Raw genomic sequence first — 18,257 nt, 5'->3', positions numbered from 1 at the left:
GTCCCTATTCTATGGGGTTTTCCCGCGTCAAGGTCGGGTAGTATTTTCGCCGCTTTGCTCTGAAAATCTCCACCCTACCCTTGACACGCCGCTAATGCGCGGAGAAAATCGACTTCGCCAGTGCGCCGGATTTGAACAGGGAGAAACAGAGGATAACGGTATAGGCTGCAAGGGAAAAAATCGCGCTGTGCAGGTTGTCCGCTATTATCATGTTGTTCACCAAAACCGCGTAAATGCCGACGCATATCATTATGAGGAAGCCTTGAAAGCCAAGCGCGAACAGGGATTTTAGGTAGTTGTTCCCTATCTGTCCCCATTCCCGATTAGTCATTGTTGCGAACGGGATAGGCGATACCGAACAGTAAAGGTAAATTTCTATCATTCTGCCGTAGAGGATAACGGTTATCAGTACGGACATGATTTTCATGCACAAGCTCACAAGGCTTGTTTCCATGACAAGTAAGAGCAGTTCGGGGATTTCCATAGCGTCAAGCCCGCTTTGCATGGAAGCAAGGGCGGCGGCAACATCAATCTCTGTGCTGCCGCCGATTACCCCCGCCGCGCCGGAAACAACGTGCTGCGCCATATCGAACACCGCCATAGTGATGTCAAAGGTGTGCGTCACAAGGTAGACTGCCACAAACGCCTTGAACACCCACTTGAAGAACATGGAAGTGTCAACGTCGTGCATATTGTTCTTTTCCGTTACCATGCTGATAAGCTCATAGCATAGGACGTAGGTAATGACAAGCCCCGCAATGGGTACGATTACATTCTCACTAAGCGTCTGTATCATGGAGAATATATTTGCGTTCCACCCTTGCGGGGTCTGCCCTACCTCTGCGGCGATAGTGCCGACTTTCTCGTTTACGTCCCCGAACATAGTTGACAGATTACCGTTTATGGCTCCTATGAGGATTTCCTTTATCCATTCGTTAATCGCGTCAAGTATGCTCTGCATAAGCCTTTACCCGCGCTTCTTAACCGAACAAGCCGGAAAGCAGCGGTACAAGGGTCATGCCGATAAGGGCAACGCCGCCGCCCGCCATAAGCTGTTTTATCCCCAATTAGGTGTAAAACTCTGCTCGATGGCGGGCGGCGGCGTACAAAAAATCTATATGGTGTTTTTAAGAGAACCGTCCCGGCGGGACAGGTCAGGCAGTGACCTGTTCCACCTCTGGGATGGGTTTGAGATTAAAATGAATTTCGATAGAAATGTGTCTTGTTTTATCTTCGTCAATGCGCTCATGCACGACGATTTCTTTGATTAAGCGGTTGAGGGTGGCTGCGTCCAGCTCTGTGATATTGGCGTATTCCTGAATGGCTTCCACCCATTGTTTTGCGTCATTGGCAAGCTGGACTTCATCGGACAGCCGCTTTCTGCCCTCGGACACTTTTGCTTTAAGCTCCGCTTGCTCGGTCTGTGTCTTTTCCAGCATGGTGTTGAAATTCTGCTCACTGATACGCCCTGCAATCATATCCTCATAAAGCCGCATGACCATTTTATCCAGAACCTCAATCCGTTCCTCGTCCCTTGTAAGGGAGCGTTCCATTGCTTCCCGCTGTTCCCGCTGCTCGGCTTCACAGGTATTAGTCAGGCGGTCGGCAACCGCTTTCCCGTCCATCAGGGCAGCTCTGGCACATTCCCGGATTTTCCGCAGCACATGGCTGTAAAGGGTGTCATAGTCAATCCGGTGCTGGGTGCAGTGGTTCTTTCCAAAGGCATTGTAGGTTTTGCAGGAGTAAATCTGCTGGGGATGTTTTGCGTTTGTGTAGCGTATCGTCAGCGACTTCCCACACTCGCCGCATTTTATCAATCCGGCAAACAGGCTGATTTCATTGGTCTGCCCCGGACGCTGGCGGGATTTCAGCTTGTTCTGCACAATGTCAAAGCTCATGCGGTCAATCAGCGGTTCATGCTGTTCCTCCACTACAATCCAGTCCTCCGGCTTCTTTTCCCCAATCGTGCCGATTTTGAAGCGGTAGTCTTTTTTCTGGGAAGCAATCGCCCCGGTGTAGACGGGATTCATCAAAAGGTCTTTGATAACGGAGAAGTCCCACATATACCGCCCGTTTTCCGGGTCTTTCTTTTCCCATTTGGTGCGGGTATTGCGAAGCCCCCGTTCCCGGTTCCACCATGTGGGGCAGGGGATTTTTTCTTCCTCCAGCCGTCTGCGGATATAGTTCGGACCATGACCGTTCAGGGCATATCCGAAAATCAGCCGCACAATCGGGGCGGTTTCCTCGTCAATGAGCAGATGGTTTCTGTCCTCTGGGTCTTTCCGATACCCAAAAGGGGCAAGACACCCGGTAAACTGTCCTTTCTGCGCTTTCAGAAGATAAGAGGAATGGACTTTCTTGGAAATATCCTTGCTGTACATCTCGTTCAGAATATTCTTGAACGGGGCAATATCGTTGTTATCCCGCAGGGTGTCGATACCGTCATTCATGGCGATATAGCGGACACCGTTTCTTGGGAAAAAGTCCTCAATCAAATGCCCGGTTTGCAGATAGTTACGCCCCAGTCGGCTGAGGTCTTTCGTGATGACAAGGTTGATCTGCCTGCGCTCAATGGCTCTCAACATTCTCTGTAAATCAGGACGCTCCATGTTAAGACCTGTGAAGCCATCATCCTGATAGACTGCCACAACCTCCCATCCCTGCTTTTCGCAGTATTTTTCCAGCATATCACGCTGGTTTGCGATACTGGCACTTTCGCCTTGCAGGTCATCGTCCTTTGACAGCCTGCAATAGACCGCCGCACGATAGCCCCCGGCAAGTGCCTTTCCGATTGTTCTATATTCCATTTCGTTCATCATAGCCATTTACCCACACAATCCAGACGGTATCTGGCTCTTTTGAACCTCATCTTCATTATAGCTCATATCTTTCCTTTTAGCAAGATATTCTTTCGTATTCGTCTTGCCGTATTTCTGGGAAATCAGGCTGACGAACACATCAGTGGCGTCCAGTTCCCCGTCAAATACAGTGGTCACATGAATCTCTGTTTTGTTTTTTGCCATAGGCAGTTATCCTCCATACATGAAAATAGCCAGACAGAGGGTGTCGGCAACGAAGTCCGGCAACGGGCTTCAAAAGACCTTGCAAACAATCTCAATCTGGCGATGGTTACTATTTATACTTTTCTTTTATTTTTCTGTTGTTTTGGTTGTTATAAGGGTGAAAAGCCCGGAAATAAGGGGTTTTCACCGGCAACCGGCTCGGCAACGGGATAGCAACAGGGGGTGCAACGGGCTGTCCTTTTCAGAATGGAAGCTCCATCTGTTCTGTGACCTCCACAAAACCGTCCATCGTTTTTTCAGACGGGTTGCCGGAGTCCGTTGCCGGGTTTTCACGCTCCCAGCCCTTTTGTCTGCCGTATTCGGAAAACATTCTTGGGTTCTGAAAGTACCTCCAGCGGTCAATGCACTGGTTCATTATCTCGTTGATTTCCCGGATTTCCCATTGCTTCGGCTCGTCAAAAGCATGGTTCAAGGCTTCCTTGTAGAGCTGCTTGGAACAGACCATGCTCCCGGTGTACTTATCAAGATACGCCTGTATCATCCCTGCTTTGGTGTCCTCCGGCATAAAATCCCGCTGGTGTTCTTTGAGATACCGCTGCATGGTGGGGCTGAAAGCCAGCTTGAACCTGCCGCTTCGGTAAATCTCCATCGCTTCTGCCCACATCTGCTCGATATAGGCTCTGGAAGCGGCCTCGTCCTCCAAAATGTGAACCTCGGCTTGCTCCGGGTAAACCATGACGGGGATAAAGCGGCGGTTGCCGGAACGGTCAAGGGGCAGGAAGTCAAGGGCATTGGAAGTGCCGCCAAACACGCACTGACGGGGGCGGTCTGCCGGGTGGGTTTCATAAGGTATCTTGTAGACCTCCTTCTGCCGGCTTAAAAACGACTTGATTTCCTCAATGCTCTTGGCGTTGGCGGTTGCCATCATTTCCGACATTTCGATAATCCAGTGACCTTGCAGCTTGCGGTACACATTGTCATCGTCCAACTTCCGCAAATCATCGGAGAACCACTCGTCCCGGACTGCCAGCAGGCGGAAGAAGGTGGACTTGCCAGCCCCCTGACCGCCTACCAGACAGAGCATGATTTCAAATTTGCATCCCGGCTGAAAGGCTCGTGAGATTGCACCCAGCAGGAACAGCTTCAACGCTTCATAGGTGTAATCGTCTGCGTCAGCCCCCAGAAAGTGCCGCAGGCAGAAACGGATTCGTTCTGTCCCGTCCCACACAAGGGTATTGAGATAGTCCCGGATGGGATGGTACTTGTTTTCATTCGCCACAATCCCGATGGCGTTATCAATCTTTTTCTCATTGGTAAGCCCATAGGTTTCTTCCAGATAAAGAAGCAGATACTTCATATCTGTATCGTTCAGGGCGGTGCCTTCCCTGTGAAAACCGATGGGCTTTATGATGTCCTTGCGGTCGGTCAGAATGTTGTATGCAATAGCCCCGGAAAGTAGCGGGTCACGCTGGAATACGGTCAGGCAGTTCCGTATGCTCTGACGGACACCGCCTTTCTCGGTAGTTTCCAGCCCCGCCTTGATTTCCTCAATGCTCTGGGGCGGCTGCATGGCGTTCATGGTGTTTTTTAGTTCTTGCTGCGTCTGCGGCTGCAAGCTCTGCCATTCGCTGTTCAAGCTGTATCACATCCTTTCCGTAGTCCGCAATCAAAGCCGCTTTTTCCTCTGTCTCCCCGAACAGCAATATATCCAGCAGATATTCCACTTGGGCTTGCTTCTGTAAGGCTTCCACGAACCGGGGATGAAAGGCTTCCTCCGGGGAGTGCGGGGCGTAGTCCTTTCTCCATGCCATAAGCAAGTGAAGATAATCGGCAAGAATACGGAAGCAGCGGTTCTTTGCTTCCTGAAACTGTTCCTCCGGGGATTTCTGCCGGGGCTTGGGCTTTTTTGCCTTTCCCGGCGGTTTCCAGTCCTCATAGGAAAGCCCGAAGTCCTGTGCCAGTTGTACGGCAGCTTCTTTCTTTCCCAGCCCATACAGGGCGGCGGTAAAATCAATCACATCCCCATCCGCACCGCAGCCGAAGCAGTGGTAACGCCGATCCAGCTTCATACTTGGGGTTTTATCGTTATGGAACGGGCAGCAAGCCATCCCGTTCCGACCTACATGGATTCCATAATGCTCCGCAGCCTGTCTTGTTGTGACGGACTGCTTCACAGCTTCAAATACATTCAAATCTATCCCTCCTTGAAAATAAGAAAAGCACCTGACATTCTCTGATTGAAAATGCAAGTGCCTGTTAAAGTTCCATATCCTGTTGTCTGTGTTTCGCCTGTGCCGGGGCGGTTCTTTGAGCCTTTTTCTCGTCCGCCTTATCCTGCAAGACTTCCTTGATGGGCTGCTTCTTAGGCGGCTCTTTACTTTCCTCTGTGCCGGGTGTGGCTTTCCGTACCCAGTAGCGGATGTCCCGCAGCTTCTTCAAATCCTCCTGTACCTCGGTCAGCGGTACTTTCAGCTCTGCGATTTCGCTGAGAAGTTTTTCCTGCTCCTCTTGCAGCTCCTTTTGGGTACTGTCCTTATCGTCTGGGTGCTTGGCAAGGTAGGCAGCGGCTTTCTCATACCGGGCAACATCAGGGTGTTCCTGTTTGAATTTCTCCTTTGTTTTCTTGAAAAATATCTTCTGGTACTTCTCATAGAAAGGCTTACATTCCTTGCAGTCTGTCCGGCTGGCAAGAATCCCGTCAATCACTTTGCTTCGGGCTTCCTTTGGCTTCATCTGATTGCGGTAATCTGCGGCTGATTTCCCGGAAGATTCCAGAAATGCTTCTAAGTCCTCCACAGTGGAAAGCCCCTTTTGCTGGAGATAGGACAGGGCTTCGCTGACTGCCTTTAAGTCCTGTGAAGTCCCCCGATTTTGTCCAGACCTCGTCCAGTCCTTCCGTTCTTCCTTTCGTATCTCCATATATTTCATCAGTAGATTGGGAAGAAGTGTCGCTTCCTCCGCCGCCTTTTGTGCAAGCAGTTCTTTCCGTTTTTCTCCCAGCTCGGTAATCCAGCCTTTGAGGTTTTGGATAAGCTGCCGGATGGACTTCATCAGGCGGTTGGCGGCTCTGATTTCCCGGTTCAGGTTGCCGATGTTCGTCTGGATACCCCGCTTTTCCATCTGCCGGACAGCAGCTCCCTCATGGACAGTAGGGATAATATCAAGCCCCTGTCTGGCATAAGAACGCAAGTCCACACGCTCTGGGCGGTCATTGGCTTCCAGATAGCGGTTCTGGATGACCTCCCATTCATGCCGCCAGATTTCGCAATACTTCTGGTCGTTCCAATCCACCGTATCCTCCTTGTGGCTTTTCCATCTGCCGGACGGAAGTTTTATCCGTTCCCCGTTTTCGTCAAGGTCATAAACCTTGCGGCTCTTGGGAAGCCATTTTCCATGTTCGTCCATTGCCCTCATAGTGAGCATGACATGGGCGTGGGGATTGTGTCCCGGCGGATGGGGGGCATGGATTGCAAAATCAGCAATCATGCCTTTGGAAACAAACTGCTGCTCACAAAACTCCCGGACAAGGACAGCATACTGGTCGGGCGGTATCTCTCTGGGGATGGTAAGCACCCACCGCCTTGCAAGCTGGGAGTTCCATTGTTTTTCCACCGCTTCGGCGGCGTTCCACAAAGTATTGCGGTCTGCATATTCCTGTGGGGCATTAGGTGGGAGCAGGATTTCATTGTGGACAATACCACGCTTTTCCGGGTAGTGCTTCACTTGCTGGTCGTATTCACAGAACAGCTTTTCGCCGCTTTGGTAAGCAGCGGCGGCAACCGCAGACTGTCGCTGGCTGCGCTGAACAATCGTGATTTCGTTGTGTGGGCAGGGCATTTCGTGTCCCTCCTTTCGGTAATTGGTGGATGGGGTGGCGTTTTACCACCTCATTTTGGCAGAAAAAAAGCAGGAGACCTTTTTCAGATTTCCTGCTCGGTGTGCCGCTATGTGGGCGGCGGGTATTTAATTGTAAAAGTTCGGGGCAAGTTGACCCGATGTGAAGCTGACAAACTTGAATTGATTTACTTTGTTTGTAAATCTTCCAGAAAGAAAATTCCCTCTGTTAGGTTGATAAACATTTCCTTGTCCTTGATTACATGAATTTTATTGTTCCACCAGACAGTAGTGTTATTAGCGGAGATGGTTTTGCTTGTTCCATCTTTAAGAAAATAAGTAATTGTAATAGCAGGTTCTTCTTCGCTATTCACTTCCCCAAATAAATCATATTTCAGAAATCCCGTTAGCTTTAAGGCTAACTCAATATCCTCACGGCTCGAAATTTCTTTAACATCATCCGTGACACTCGGATACGTGATATTTACAGACTGAATATCATTTATGCGGGGCAATTCCCAAAGATACATACCATTCATAAATATGTTGATTCCAACAATCAAAACTGTCATAACTATCACTTCTATCAAAAATCGAATAAGACATTTGAAAATCTTGTTCACCAATTTATCCTCCAATCTCGATTTCTCCTGCTCCCAAAATCCCGATTTGTTGTCATCTCCATTATACTTCATCGCCTATCGAAAAGATAGCGTATTTTATGAAACTTGTCGGCTGGGAACAGCTTGCACCGCAAGGTGTCCCCAACAGGCAAGTCCACAAAAGGGTAGCTGGCGGCAGCCAGCGCAGGGGAAGTGTAGCGTCCCCTGTATGATTTGGAGCAGACCATGACTGCGGAAAATCACAGCCCTCCGGCGAGGAGCCTTCGGAGAACGCAATGCACCAACCTCTGGGTGGTGTATAATTGCGCCCTTAGTAAACTAAGGGGTTTCCGGCTTCTCCCGTTCCAGCAGTTTTTTCAATAGTTCCTGCGTGTCCTGCCTGTGAAAAATGAGTTTCAACAACAGCATGACATCATCATCTGTCAGGCGTTCCGGCTCTTGCAGAAAACTTTCCAGCATACCGCCACGAGTACAGAGCCGGTGCGTCCGTTCCTTTCGGGTAAGCTGCTTTAACTGGTGCTGCAATGCCTTTTCATCATTGATGGCTTTCCGCAGTTTCTTTTCGCTTTTCTCCAACTCCCGATTGAGTTTTTCCAGCTTTGAGGTATCAGGCAAGGGCAGCGTCCTCCTTTCCCGGTATCAGCACATAAATCCTGTTTGGTTCTCCAACGCCCTGACGCACCCGCATGATAAGTCCGGCGTTTTCCAGTTCATTCAAAGAACGCTTGACCGTCATAGAGCTGCGGGACAGGACTGCGGCAATGGCTGTGACAGGGAAGCAGACAAACAGGATTCCGTTCTCGTCCTCCTGCCCATTGGAGAGCATAGCGTCCAACATCCGGCAGTACATGATCTTTGCGGTGCTGCTGACTGGAAACCCTGTCAACGCTCTTGGAAAAGCCATACAGGGCGGCAATGGTGTGTCTATCGTCATAAATTCAAAAATCATTCGGTGTGTTCCTCCTTTTTCTTTGCTCGTTTGGATAAATAACGGGGGCAGTCAATCACAACCGCCCGGAAGCTCTGCTTGCACCCATGCTGGCATTTCCGGCATAATTCGTTGTAAGTGACACGCCCCCGGTCATTGAGGTAAAAAGAAAGCTCATGCTTCCTCTTTTTGCTCATTCTCGGCATATTGCGCTTCCTCCCGTTTTCGTGTATGGTTTCGGGGCGATTTTCGGCAAAATTACAGCCATAGAGCCGCCTAAAATCTCCCGAAGTATCAGAGATAGGGTAGACTATCCCCCTATCAGATTGTCGTGTTTCGGTATCATTTCGGTGTCAGTTCGCCAGTTCTCCCCGGTGTCGTTCCTCCCCTGAATCTCACAGCGGCGTATCGCTCCCTTTGGTATGCTCGTTTTGGTCAGGGTTCCTCCATATCCCTGCCAAAAGTCATGGCACTACATCGCCGGGGAAGCATATCCCACACAGGCTGGTCATTCGATTGGAATAATCCATCGATGAACTACCTGTATCATAGAACATTTTTGTGCCCTGTGCCGTATGTCCACAAAGTAGGAATTCGGGGTAAAAATCAGAAATTTCCACGATTGCGGAATTGATATGGTATAATCAATTCAACGGTTATAAATGTCGTTAGAAAGGGGGAACTGCTTCAATGAACGGAGCTACTACAATACAGGAACGGCTAAAAGATTTACGATTAAACAAAGGATTAAAACTGGAAGAACTGGCTGAGCAAACGGGTATTTCAAAATCGGCTCTTGGCAGTTATGAAAAAGACGACTATAAGGAAATCAATCATGGCAACCTTATCCTGCTGGCAGATTTTTATGGGGTGTCCCTCGATTATCTCTTTTGCCGGACAGAGAACCGGGCGGAGATCAACACGCCATTAAGGGAGCTGCATTTGAGTGATGAGATGGTAGCACTTCTGAAAAGCGGTCGGATTAACAACCGTCTGCTGTGCGAACTTGCCACCCATAAGGACTTTATCAAGTTTCTTGCGGACATTGAGATTTATGTGGATGGGATTGCCACCATGCAGATTCAAAACCTCAACGCCCTTGTCGATACCGTCCGGCATGAAATCATTGAACGGTATCGCCCCGGCGAAGATGACCCCCATTTGAAAGTGTTGCAAGCCGCCCATATCAGTGATGATGAATATTTCAGTCACATGGTACGGGATGACCTCAACCTGATTATCCGGGATATTCGGGAAGCCCATAAAAAGGACAGCGAGAGTGCACCTCAGACCACCGTTGCCGATGAACTGAAAGAAAATCTGGAAGCGGTTGAAAATTTCAAGGGCAGCCGTGATGAAAAGCTGGTTGTCCTTTACTGTAAGCAGCTTGGTATCAACTATAAAAATCTGTCAGATGAAGAATTTCGCTGGCTGATTCGGATTCTCAAAAAATCAAAGAAAATGGGAACGCCTATCAGCCAGAGGAAAAAACGATAAAGAAAAACCGCTGTTGCATGGTTTGTTGGCTTCCATGTAGCAGCGGTTTTTGCTGGGATTATTCAGTTGAATTTTTAGCACGACAAACTGGAATTTTCAAATTAGTCTTTGCAAATAACCTTTGAATCTTCACCATCAATTACAATTCCCTGACGGTTGTTAATTGGGCATAGATTCAAATCCGAAAACTCAGTCATTATTTTCTCGGTAACTTTCTTAAATGGTGCTGTAAGATAATGCGGAAGAACATAGAAATCAATCAAATCAATCCCTGCATCATCTTCTTGTGAGTAGTCCTCCGGCTTTTCATCCATTTGCTCGATATATTGGATGCTTGGAGCGCATATAATTGCGCCTGCCGACTCGCCGATCATCAATTTTCCATTTGCCAATTCCTTTTTCAGCAGTCCATCAGTTCCCGTTTTACGGAGCTGGTCCATAAGAAAGAAAGAATTTCCGCCGGTAAAATATATCACATCTGCTTCTTCAAAAACAGACTGTATCGTTGAATAAGCCTCCGTTGAAATATCAATTTCAGTTACGATCGCTCCCAACTTTTTGAATAATTTTCCTTTATTATTTTTCATTTTTTTAAACTATTTAATACTAATGTCTTTTATAATAGCTTTTCATATATTATATAATCAATCTTTATAAGTCCTTTTATAAATTTCTTTTCTACCATTTTCGATAAATTCCTGTTTAATATTTTTAATTCCATAAACAATAGTTTCAATAGGATAATATTCTTCAACTATATCTTGATATTCTTTTGCTTTCTCAATATCTATATTTCCATACATTCTTAATATATCTTCTCCAAAATTTGTTCCTATTTCTTCTTCACTATCTTCAAGTAAGTATATAAAATCACAATATTCATCTATAATTCCAGAATCTCCAAAATCAATTATTCCAGTTAATCTATTATTGCCATCTAACAATAGATGATTACAACTAAAATCATTATGGCATAAACACTTTTTACCCTCAAAAACTGTTGTTGCATTTAGTCTTTCCATAAAACTTTCTATATAATCTTTTTCTATATCAGTTAAATCATTATAAATAGTTTCACGCAACAATATATACTCTTCTAATACATTTTGTTTATTATCAATAGTACATTCACTAATATCTGTATAATCTAAACCGTGCATTTGTCTTAAAAAACTGGCAATATCTCGTTTTAACAAATTTTGTTCTTCTTCTGACATAGTAGAATAAATTTCTGGTGTTAAAAAAGTTCCTTTAATTTCTTTATAACCTAGTATAGATAATTCATCACTAATATACGAATATTCAATATTAGGAATTTTTACATTAGTTTCTAAATTTGTATTTAAAAAATTATATATTGCTTTTTCTTTTGCATAACCTTTTTTCTTATTAGTACTAAATTTTGTTTTAAAAATGTATTCATTATTAACTAAATATGCCACACTATCATAACCACTACCGATTATTTCAATACTATCTACTTTGAAATTATCAAAGTAATGCTCAATTAAATATTTCATTGCCTTAACATTTGTGGCATTATCATCATATCTATATTCCATTAAATAACAATCTTCTTTTTTGCCCTCGTGTAATTCATGTTCTGGCAAATCTTCAATAATTCTAAAACCAGATTTTTGGTATGCCCTTATTGCTCTTGGATTATTTTTATGAGGGTCTAAAATAACTGCATTAGCATTTCTTTCTTTTTTCAAAAATTCAAAAATCAATTTAATATATCTTGTACCAATTCCTTTACTCCAATAATTTGGCTCTCCTATAAATTGATCCATACCATAGACTATCTCATCAGTTTTTGGATAATGATAATCAGTATATAACTCATCATACATTTTATATATTTGTCCATATCCAATAGGAACATTGTTATATTCAATAATTACTCTAAAAACTTCATCTTCCCAAGGCTCTGTATAATGTTTTTTTAATGATTCTAATGTATATTTTTTATCTCTACCACCATAAAATTCTAATACTCTTTCATCAGTTAACCATTTTAACATCAAAGGAAAATCATCATCTATTAAAGTTCTTATACATATTTCATTTTCAACTATATTCATTTATTTATCACCTTTTTCATAATCATATACATATACTATTTCATCTTTATAATCATTTTTACCACCTAATTTTTCATATACATGGCAAGCTCTAGGATTACCTTTATCAGTTATTAAAAACATTTCAGAACAACCAATCTCTTTAGAATATTCCTTAATAAAAGATAATAATTTTGAACCATAACCTTTGTCTTGATAGTTAGGTAACATTCCTATTGAGTGTAAATAAAACATTGTTTTTCCATCAGGTCTTAAAAGTGTATAGCAATATGCAAATCCTATAATTTTATTATTTTCTTTAGCTATAAACCCAAATGAACTGGTATCATTAAGAAATCCTTTTAAATTATCAATATCAAAAACCATATTATCATCAATTAAAACTTCTTCCATAATTTTCGAGCCGAGCCGACATAACCGGTGTAGCCTTCACGCAGTGAAGCTGTTGGAATAAATGCGACTTTCTTATTTTCAATTTCTTCCTTTATCAGACTTCCTACACTTGAAAAGTGCGAACATAAAAATAATTTCATCAATATTCTCCTTTATAAATTTCGATTTGTCATAATCATTCTACCATACCGTTATGAATAAATCATCTCTTGCAAAATAATTTCTTCTGCCCGGTTGTGAATGTTATTGCAACGCTGCACCCATTCCATTTGATGGGTACGCTTCAATTCCTCGGTCACACCATCGGCAGCCTTCATCTGCTCCATGATGGTGTCTAACCGTTCCTGTGCCTGTTCGTTCAGGTCTGCAAGATATGTCCATAACTCCCCGGTCAGTGTCAATGTGTTCAATCTGGCTGGATGGGCTTCTCTTAAATATTCCCGGTGCATCCGTCCGTACTTTCCGATAGGGCGGTGTTCCTCCGGCAGCTTCAAATCTGGGATATAGTAATCTCCGACAAGGATATAATCAATTCCGTTTTCCGTTATTCTTGGTTTCAATTCGCTCATGTTCCTTACCTCCTGTGGAAGCAGGCTCGTCTGGTACTAACTCAATCACATCGGTAATCTCACAATTCAGCGTTTCGCAGATACGGGCTAATGTATCCATGCTGATGTGCTTTCCCTCTTTGCTCATGTTGGCAATCATATTCGTTGTCATACCGGCGGCAAGCCTTAAATCTTCTTTTCTCATATCACGCTCTAACAGTGTATGCCAGAGTGGTTTATAGCTGATGTGCATATTGTTTTCCTGCCTTTCTATCCATACCACCGGGGCGGCTGCCCCGGCAGGAACTTTTCTCTTATTATAACACCAATCTTGTGTAATCACAATTTATTCTTGTATCCTGCCGCTGATACCGTCTGGATTGTGCTTTTCCTTTCTTTTTGTTCCCTTTAATTAGCCATAAACTGCTTCATGCCCTGGCTTTTCGCGCCCGGATTGTCGTTGCCGTAGCCTTCCATGAGGTTAATCACGCCCCAGATACCAAGCCCGGCTCCAAGTGCTACAACAAGGGTCTGCAAAACGTCTACTGCGCTATTGAAAAATGCCATAAATATATCCTTTCTGCCGCGTCTGCGGCTGTCCGGCAAGCGGACAAAAGGCGGTCAGCGTATGGTCGCCGCCGCATAAAAAAACCGCCCTCTGGTAAAGGCGGCTGTCCCCGCGCTGCGTAAGTCCTGCGGCGCGGCGGTATTCAGTTGTAAGGGGTGCGGCTCCTGCCGCTGTGTACTGCGCCGGAAAGTGGGGGCGCGTATCATGTAGCCGGTATGGATAGATGTGATTGCTTCAATCGCTCCTTTCTGTGTCCCGCTGTGCTGCCGGACGTTTTTTTCAGACTTGCGGGAAGTGAATAGCTTGCGTAGCAAGGTGTTCGCTTCCCGCAAGTTCACAAAGGGGTAGCTGCCGCAAGGCAGCGTAGGGGAAGTGTAGCTTCCCCTGTCCCCCGGCGGTCTGCCATGCTGTCACTGTTGCGGGATAAGCCCCCGGCGCGTGACATACTCCGTTGCAAAACGGCGGTGTTCCGCTTCCTTTTCCCGCCAATACTCCCATAATGCAGCGTCGGCGGCTTCCGCAACATTCATTAAAAACCGTTCAAGCTGCTTTTGTTTTTCCTCTGCGCTACGTTTCCTCATGGTCTGCGTCCTCCTGTAAGTCTGCTGCGTCAATCTCGTAATAGTCAAAAACCTCGTCGGGCTTGACAATGGCGGGGCGGCGTTTAAGGTGCTTTTCCATGTCAAAGGCGTTCTTCGGGTCTGCGTCGGATAGGTACTTGTATTTCGGGTGTTTCGTTATGTCGAATTTGTCCGAAAAGAACGGGCGCACCCCGCGTAGCTGCAAGATACATTTCCCTCCGTCCATGACTGCGATTTCATCTTCCGTCATAAGCTGCTTTCCCAATTTCTGATAGTTCAGCCCATGCGAAAGCTCCCGCCCTCTGGTTTCGGAAGTGTTGAAGCTGTCTATCGTTTCCTTGCCTAAAATCTCCGATATTTCTTTGAGGGTGGTTTTCTCCTTGCCGCCCAAGAAAAGCGTGGTGTCGCAGTTGCCGACTATGGTATCGGCGTTGTCCTTGTAGATTGCCTTTAGCTGTGACTGGCTCTGCAAGATGATTGACGCGGAGATTTCCCGGCTCCGTATCGTTGCAATGAGCTTTTCAAACTTTGGTATCTGCCCGATATTCGCAAATTCATCAAGTAAGCACCTAACATGGACGGGAAGCCGCCCGCCATATTCATCATCTGCTTTGTCGCATAAAAGGTTGAATAACTGTGTGTAGAGAATACTCACGACAAAGTTAAAGGTGTCGTCGGTGTCGCTGATAATCACGAAAAGGGCTGTCTTTCTGTCGCCTATGGTGTCAAGCTCCATTTCGTCGGTTTCCATAAGCTCCCGCAGCTCCTTAATGTCGAATGGGGCTAACCTCGCGCCGCATGAGATAAGTATGCTTTTTGCGGTCTTGCCCGCCGCAAGTTTGTATTTTTTGTACTGCTTGACTGCAAAATGCTCCGGGTCTTTTTCTTCCAGACGTTCAAACATGAGGTCAACCGGGTTCTGGAAGTCCTCGTCGTCCTCGCGGGCTTCCGACGCATTTATCATTTCAAGCAGCGTCGTGAAGTTCTTCTCGTCCTCCGGGGCTTCATACCAGATATAGCCGATTAGCGCGGTGTAGTAGAGCTTTTCCGCTTTCACCCAGAAATCCTCGCCGGATTTTTCCCCGTCGCCTTTGGTGTTGGCGATAATGGTATTGACTAACTTCAAAATGTCCTTTTCGCTCCGCAGATAGGCAAAGGGATTGTATTTCATGGATTTTTTGAAGTTAATCGTATTTAGCACTTTGATACGGTATTTGTACCGCTGTAACATTTTCCCGGTTTCCAAAATCAGTGTTCCTTTCGGGTCAGTGACGATATACGACGTTGGAAAATCCTTTGACGTACATTGCATGAGCGACGGTTTCACAAAGAACCGGGTCTTGCCGCTGCCGGAACCGCCGATTACAAGGATATTTTTGTTTCTTGCGTATTTCGGCTGCTTCGGGCGGCTGTTCATGGTAAGCCGTTCCGTCTGCGTTAGGGGGATATTGTTCTCAAATACCGGGTCGGTGTACGGCTTTATGTCGTCAGCCCCGCCCCAACGCGCCGAACCGTATTCTGTCCCGCGGCGGTATTTCTTCGCGTTCTTGCCTTTGGTGTAGATAATCAGCCGGACAATGACCGCCCCCGCAATGCCTAAAGCTAAGTCTGCCGGGTGGAAGCTCGGCGCGATACTGGAAAAGGCGGCGGTAAAACCGTCCCCAAGATGTAGCAGCTTTGCGCTCGCGTCCGCGCCGGGGGAGAGCCGGACAGCCGCGCCCACTTTATCAAAGAGCCAGACAAAGAGCAGATACGGGAGATTTAAGATAAGCAGCTTCTTGATTTCCGGCTTCATAGCGATACCTCCCTGTCTTTGTTCTTGACCTTTGCCCGTTCCGCGTTCTTGCCCTGTGCAGCTTCTTTGAGGGTAGAGAGCAGCTTTCGGATTGAGGGCTTTTTCTCCTGTGTCAGCTTTTTTGCGGAAAATTCCTTAAAGGCGGCGGTCAGCACGTCCGCGTCCCGCCCCTTGAAGAAAACCAGATAGCGGGGCGGGCTTTCCGTCGCGTCCTTTTTCAGCGCAAAGTCGATACCGTACTTTTTCGCCGTACTCTCAAAGGCTTTGATATTGCCCTCGGTAATCTCAATGTTGGAAACGCCCGCGTTCTGCTTCATAAGCTGCTTTAAGCTCTGCTTGCCCTGTGGCGGTTTTGCAAGCTGCTTTTTGCCCTTTGACAGTATGGCTTTCATTGCCTTTTGGAGCGTCTGCGCGGTCAGCTTCCCGGTCTTGATGTAAAGGGCTATGGTCTTTTCGTTTACTTCGTCCTGCAATTTGTCGCGTCCTCCTTTCGCGTTTCTTTATGGGGCGGCGGTCAGATACGCACCCGCAGCCCGTTCAAGTCCTCGGCTCTGATACCCACAAGATACCAGTTGTCGCCGTACTCAATCCGGGTCGGCTTCCACTTGCCCCGCACGAATACGTCAAAGCACTCGCCGCAATGCAAGCCCCCGTAGTAGCTGTTTAAGTCAAAGCGGATGTCGTAACGGTCGGTGCGCTCGTCAAATACCAATGCTCCTGTCATTTTCTGTGCCATAATAAAATCCTCCTTTTGTGGTTGTGGGTGGTTACAGGCTTTCGCCCTCGTTGCATGAATAATAGTCCGGGTCGCCGTACTGCGGCTTTTTCGGTGACAGTGCGCCGCTTGCCATGTCATGGGCGACAAGGGAAGTGTAATAATTGCCGATAGTGGACGGGGCGTTGAAAAGGGCTGCTTTCAGATATTGCTTGATGTTGCGGATTTTCGTTGTGTTCTCCCGCATACAGTCAAGCACAAAGCGGATATGCTCGCCGTCCAGTTTCATAAACTTAGATTTCACAAGCTCTGCCGGGTAGTCGTCCCCCGCAATCCGTACCCGCTTTCTGGCGGTGCATACGGTTTCAAGCATGAGGTCTACAATCTCGTCAAGCCTGTCACTGTCAAACTTCATGTCCTGTTTGAGAATGTCGTAGTCGATATTGTCCTTGATGATTTCCCGGTATATATCAACTGCGCTCTGTGCTGTCGCTTCCGTTCCTTTCCGTTCCGGCGGCGTAGCCGCTTCTCTGCAAGGAGAGGGGTTAGGGGAAAGGATAGGAATGGAATGGGTACTTTGTTCATCAGTAATTATTTTTTCTTTTTTTGGTAAGTCAGTTCTTTGTATATCTTTATTTAATTGCGTTGGATTTTCCAACGTAGGTTTTTCCAATGTTGGTTTTTCCTGTGTTGGATTATCCAATGTTGGATTTTCCAATGTTGGTAAATCCGGCGTAGGCGGCTGCGGCTGCTCGAATATCACATAGTCCGCGCCCCGCAAGCGTCCTTTCTCGTCGCGCTCCCTTGAACGGACGATATACCCGGCGCGTTCAAGCTCCTTAATGGCTTCGCGGATAGCGTCTATCTTCTCCCGGTTGATAAGGGATAAGCCTTTCAAGGTGTAGTCCCAATCTTCGGGGAGTGACAGCATTTGCGACAACAGCCCCTTTGCCTTTAGGGAAAGCTCCTTGTTGCGTAGGTGGTGGTTGCTCATTACGGTGTAGCCCTTGTTCCGTTCCACTCTGAAAACTGCCATAGTTCATAGCTCCTTTGCTTTGGATTTGTTACGCAGTAGAAGCGCGGTTTCGGGGAATAAGGTATAAATCCCTTGCCGCGCCAGATACACACCCGCAAAACCGCTTGTAGCAAGGCTTTTTCTGCCCCTACTGCGTAACAAAGGGCATGAAAAAAGCGGCGTTCCTGTTCTCCCATGTAGAGAGTAAGAAACGCCGCTTCTGCGTCGTATTCAGTTTTTAGTACAATACCCTGCTTGTCCGTCGCTCGAAAAACCTTGATTTTCCAGTGTTTTCAAAAGTATCGTTATCTAACGTCAGCTTTGAGGCGGCCCGTCTTGACGGAGCCTCCAGGCTGCGCCAGTTTACGACTATTACCCTGCCGCTGATCTCGCCCACTGTCATTTTTATGCTAATGATGAGCATTCTCTTTGCCAGCCAATGGACCTTCGCCTACATTGATCTGCTGACGCAGGGAGGCCCATACGGTACCACCACCAATATTTATTATGAGATGTACAAGTATGGCTTTTCATCCCTGAACGTGGGCATGAGCTCAGCCTCAGCGGTAATCTTTTTCATTATTTTCGGGATCATCGCCCTGCTGTTAAACCGGCTTTCGGCCAGGTTTGTATTTTATGATAATTAGGAGGCC

General features: G+C 46.6%; 24 protein-coding genes and 3 pseudogenes. 3 read left to right on the top strand and 24 right to left on the bottom strand.

Annotated elements, in window-relative coordinates:
• Window positions 1-91: 91 nt before the first annotated feature.
• The 4 genes and pseudogenes from DW091_RS09565 to DW091_RS09550 form a co-directional block, all read right to left on the bottom strand.
• On the bottom strand, window positions 92-961 hold the full coding sequence (locus DW091_RS09565; protein WP_016289915.1) for a VirB6/TrbL-like conjugal transfer protein, CD1112 family: 870 nt from the start codon (window positions 959-961) through the stop codon (window positions 92-94).
• Window positions 962-980: 19 nt separating this feature from the next.
• A pseudogene (locus DW091_RS09560) lies at window positions 981-1,064 on the bottom strand (Maff2 family protein); the annotation flags it as partial.
• 90 nt (window positions 1,065-1,154) lie between these two features.
• Complete coding sequence (locus DW091_RS09555) at window positions 1,155-2,825, bottom strand: recombinase family protein (protein WP_118518038.1); 1,671 nt, start codon at window positions 2,823-2,825, stop codon at window positions 1,155-1,157.
• Entirely contained in the window at window positions 2,826-3,023 is a 198-nt protein-coding gene (locus DW091_RS09550) for a hypothetical protein (RefSeq protein WP_003020324.1), read from the bottom strand.
• On the opposite strand from DW091_RS09550, the gene DW091_RS20825 reads away from it, so the two are divergent.
• The gene (locus DW091_RS20825) at window positions 2,997-3,236 is read left to right on the top strand and encodes a hypothetical protein (protein WP_021682886.1); all 240 of its coding nucleotides are present in this window, start codon (window positions 2,997-2,999) and stop codon (window positions 3,234-3,236) included. The two genes, DW091_RS09550 and DW091_RS20825, sit on opposite strands and share 27 nt — an antisense overlap.
• Window positions 3,237-3,264: 28 nt before the next feature.
• Here the strand turns inward: DW091_RS20825 and DW091_RS09540 are convergent, their stop codons facing one another.
• The 7 genes from DW091_RS09540 to DW091_RS09510 all read right to left on the bottom strand — a co-directional run bounded on the left by DW091_RS09540 (window position 3,265) and on the right by DW091_RS09510 (window position 8,614).
• Complete coding sequence (locus DW091_RS09540; RefSeq protein ID WP_117546827.1) at window positions 3,265-4,602, bottom strand: virulence-associated E family protein; 1,338 nt, start codon at window positions 4,600-4,602, stop codon at window positions 3,265-3,267.
• Window positions 4,571-5,215, bottom strand: a complete 645-nt coding sequence (locus DW091_RS09535) for a CHC2 zinc finger domain-containing protein (RefSeq protein WP_117546828.1) — start codon at window positions 5,213-5,215, stop codon at window positions 4,571-4,573. The genes DW091_RS09540 and DW091_RS09535 overlap by 32 nt, the downstream gene beginning before the upstream one ends.
• Before the next feature lie 64 nt (window positions 5,216-5,279).
• Entirely contained in the window at window positions 5,280-6,860 is a 1,581-nt protein-coding gene (gene mobQ, locus DW091_RS09530; protein ID WP_117546829.1) for a MobQ family relaxase, read from the bottom strand.
• A 185-nt stretch (window positions 6,861-7,045) separates the two neighbouring features.
• The gene (locus DW091_RS09525; RefSeq protein WP_117546830.1) at window positions 7,046-7,495 is read right to left on the bottom strand and encodes a hypothetical protein; all 450 of its coding nucleotides are present in this window, start codon (window positions 7,493-7,495) and stop codon (window positions 7,046-7,048) included.
• 303 nt (window positions 7,496-7,798) lie between these two features.
• Entirely contained in the window at window positions 7,799-8,095 is a 297-nt protein-coding gene (locus DW091_RS09520; protein ID WP_002594808.1) for a DUF3847 domain-containing protein, read from the bottom strand.
• Complete coding sequence (locus tag DW091_RS09515) at window positions 8,088-8,429, bottom strand: DeoR family transcriptional regulator (protein ID WP_015524256.1); 342 nt, start codon at window positions 8,427-8,429, stop codon at window positions 8,088-8,090. The genes DW091_RS09520 and DW091_RS09515 overlap by 8 nt, the downstream gene beginning before the upstream one ends.
• The gene (locus DW091_RS09510; protein WP_002304353.1) at window positions 8,426-8,614 is read right to left on the bottom strand and encodes a hypothetical protein; all 189 of its coding nucleotides are present in this window, start codon (window positions 8,612-8,614) and stop codon (window positions 8,426-8,428) included. The genes DW091_RS09515 and DW091_RS09510 overlap by 4 nt, the downstream gene beginning before the upstream one ends.
• A gap of 484 nt (window positions 8,615-9,098) precedes the next feature.
• Here DW091_RS09510 and DW091_RS09505 point away from each other — a divergent pair, with 484 nt between their 5' ends.
• Window positions 9,099-9,905, top strand: a complete 807-nt coding sequence (locus DW091_RS09505) for a helix-turn-helix transcriptional regulator (RefSeq protein ID WP_006573790.1) — start codon at window positions 9,099-9,101, stop codon at window positions 9,903-9,905.
• Between the two features lie 101 nt (window positions 9,906-10,006).
• Here the strand turns inward: DW091_RS09505 and DW091_RS09500 are convergent.
• The 13 genes and pseudogenes from DW091_RS09500 to DW091_RS09450 form a co-directional block, all read right to left on the bottom strand.
• A pseudogene (locus tag DW091_RS09500) lies at window positions 10,007-10,474 on the bottom strand (Type 1 glutamine amidotransferase-like domain-containing protein); the annotation flags it as partial.
• A 75-nt stretch (window positions 10,475-10,549) separates the two neighbouring features.
• A complete protein-coding gene (gene aph(2'')-Ia, locus DW091_RS09495) occupies window positions 10,550-11,989 on the bottom strand; it encodes an aminoglycoside O-phosphotransferase APH(2'')-Ia (protein WP_001028144.1) in 1,440 nt (479 codons plus the stop codon).
• Entirely contained in the window at window positions 11,990-12,382 is a 393-nt protein-coding gene (locus DW091_RS09490; RefSeq protein ID WP_000393259.1) for a GNAT family N-acetyltransferase, read from the bottom strand.
• A pseudogene (locus DW091_RS09485) lies at window positions 12,373-12,522 on the bottom strand (peptidase S51); the annotation flags it as partial. The gene DW091_RS09490 and the pseudogene DW091_RS09485, both read right to left, overlap by 10 nt.
• 51 nt (window positions 12,523-12,573) lie before the next feature.
• Window positions 12,574-12,951, bottom strand: a complete 378-nt coding sequence (locus DW091_RS09480; RefSeq protein ID WP_003533403.1) for a TnpV protein — start codon at window positions 12,949-12,951, stop codon at window positions 12,574-12,576.
• Entirely contained in the window at window positions 12,911-13,273 is a 363-nt protein-coding gene (locus DW091_RS09475) for a helix-turn-helix domain-containing protein (RefSeq protein WP_003533405.1), read from the bottom strand. Before DW091_RS09475 ends, DW091_RS09480 begins: the two co-directional genes overlap by 41 nt.
• Window positions 13,274-13,338: 65 nt before the next feature.
• A complete protein-coding gene (locus tag DW091_RS09470; protein ID WP_009243792.1) occupies window positions 13,339-13,497 on the bottom strand; it encodes a Maff2 family mobile element protein in 159 nt (52 codons plus the stop codon).
• 54 nt (window positions 13,498-13,551) lie between these two features.
• On the bottom strand, window positions 13,552-13,812 hold the full coding sequence (locus tag DW091_RS20320; protein WP_169897321.1) for a hypothetical protein: 261 nt from the start codon (window positions 13,810-13,812) through the stop codon (window positions 13,552-13,554).
• Between the two features lie 96 nt (window positions 13,813-13,908).
• Window positions 13,909-14,079: a hypothetical protein gene (locus tag DW091_RS20315; protein ID WP_002569167.1), complete on the bottom strand. Its 171-nt coding sequence runs from the start codon at window positions 14,077-14,079 to the stop codon at window positions 13,909-13,911.
• Complete coding sequence (locus DW091_RS09465) at window positions 14,066-15,874, bottom strand: VirD4-like conjugal transfer protein, CD1115 family (RefSeq protein ID WP_016289916.1); 1,809 nt, start codon at window positions 15,872-15,874, stop codon at window positions 14,066-14,068. The genes DW091_RS20315 and DW091_RS09465 overlap by 14 nt, the downstream gene beginning before the upstream one ends.
• Entirely contained in the window at window positions 15,871-16,347 is a 477-nt protein-coding gene (locus tag DW091_RS09460) for a PcfB family protein (protein ID WP_002569165.1), read from the bottom strand. The genes DW091_RS09465 and DW091_RS09460 overlap by 4 nt, the downstream gene beginning before the upstream one ends.
• 41 nt (window positions 16,348-16,388) lie before the next feature.
• Window positions 16,389-16,610, bottom strand: a complete 222-nt coding sequence (locus DW091_RS09455) for a DUF5348 domain-containing protein (RefSeq protein WP_002569164.1) — start codon at window positions 16,608-16,610, stop codon at window positions 16,389-16,391.
• 31 nt (window positions 16,611-16,641) lie between these two features.
• Complete coding sequence (locus DW091_RS09450; RefSeq protein WP_008978068.1) at window positions 16,642-17,625, bottom strand: DUF6017 domain-containing protein; 984 nt, start codon at window positions 17,623-17,625, stop codon at window positions 16,642-16,644.
• Window positions 17,626-17,891: 266 nt separating this feature from the next.
• Here DW091_RS09450 and DW091_RS09445 point away from each other — a divergent pair, with 266 nt between their 5' ends.
• The gene (locus DW091_RS09445; RefSeq protein ID WP_224168772.1) at window positions 17,892-18,251 is read left to right on the top strand and encodes an ABC transporter permease subunit; all 360 of its coding nucleotides are present in this window, start codon (window positions 17,892-17,894) and stop codon (window positions 18,249-18,251) included.
• Window positions 18,252-18,257: the final 6 nt, after the last annotated feature.

This window comes from Eubacterium sp. AM05-23 (assembly GCF_003477535.1).
Lineage (GTDB): Bacteria > Bacillota > Clostridia > Eubacteriales > Eubacteriaceae > Eubacterium > Eubacterium maltosivorans.
The sequence above is the reverse complement of the archived record's forward strand: the minus strand, read 5'-3'. Positions and strand labels throughout refer to the sequence as shown.

Bases quoted from the DNA above. Each gene is read 5' to 3' on its own strand.
- DW091_RS09505 (WP_006573790.1), top strand. From the start codon at position 9,099: ATGAACGGAGCTACTACAATACAGGAACGGCTAAAAGATTTACGATTA.
- DW091_RS09540 (WP_117546827.1), bottom strand. From the start codon at position 4,602: ATGAACGCCATGCAGCCGCCCCAGAGCATTGAGGAAATCAAGGCGGGG.
- DW091_RS09450 (WP_008978068.1), bottom strand. From the start codon at position 17,625: ATGGCAGTTTTCAGAGTGGAACGGAACAAGGGCTACACCGTAATGAGC.
- DW091_RS09510 (WP_002304353.1), bottom strand. From the start codon at position 8,614: ATGCCGAGAATGAGCAAAAAGAGGAAGCATGAGCTTTCTTTTTACCTC.
- DW091_RS09555 (WP_118518038.1), bottom strand. From the start codon at position 2,825: ATGGCTATGATGAACGAAATGGAATATAGAACAATCGGAAAGGCACTT.
- DW091_RS09550 (WP_003020324.1), bottom strand. From the start codon at position 3,023: ATGGCAAAAAACAAAACAGAGATTCATGTGACCACTGTATTTGACGGG.
- DW091_RS09565 (WP_016289915.1), bottom strand. From the start codon at position 961: ATGCAGAGCATACTTGACGCGATTAACGAATGGATAAAGGAAATCCTC.
- DW091_RS09455 (WP_002569164.1), bottom strand. From the start codon at position 16,610: ATGGCACAGAAAATGACAGGAGCATTGGTATTTGACGAGCGCACCGAC.
- DW091_RS09515 (WP_015524256.1), bottom strand. From the start codon at position 8,429: ATGATTTTTGAATTTATGACGATAGACACACCATTGCCGCCCTGTATG.
- DW091_RS20825 (WP_021682886.1), top strand. From the start codon at position 2,997: ATGAATCTCTGTTTTGTTTTTTGCCATAGGCAGTTATCCTCCATACAT.
- DW091_RS09465 (WP_016289916.1), bottom strand. From the start codon at position 15,874: ATGAAGCCGGAAATCAAGAAGCTGCTTATCTTAAATCTCCCGTATCTG.
- DW091_RS09490 (WP_000393259.1), bottom strand. From the start codon at position 12,382: ATGGAAGAAGTTTTAATTGATGATAATATGGTTTTTGATATTGATAAT.
- DW091_RS20315 (WP_002569167.1), bottom strand. From the start codon at position 14,079: ATGAGGAAACGTAGCGCAGAGGAAAAACAAAAGCAGCTTGAACGGTTT.
- mobQ (WP_117546829.1), bottom strand. From the start codon at position 6,860: ATGCCCTGCCCACACAACGAAATCACGATTGTTCAGCGCAGCCAGCGA.
- DW091_RS09470 (WP_009243792.1), bottom strand. From the start codon at position 13,497: ATGGCATTTTTCAATAGCGCAGTAGACGTTTTGCAGACCCTTGTTGTA.
- DW091_RS09480 (WP_003533403.1), bottom strand. From the start codon at position 12,951: ATGAGCGAATTGAAACCAAGAATAACGGAAAACGGAATTGATTATATC.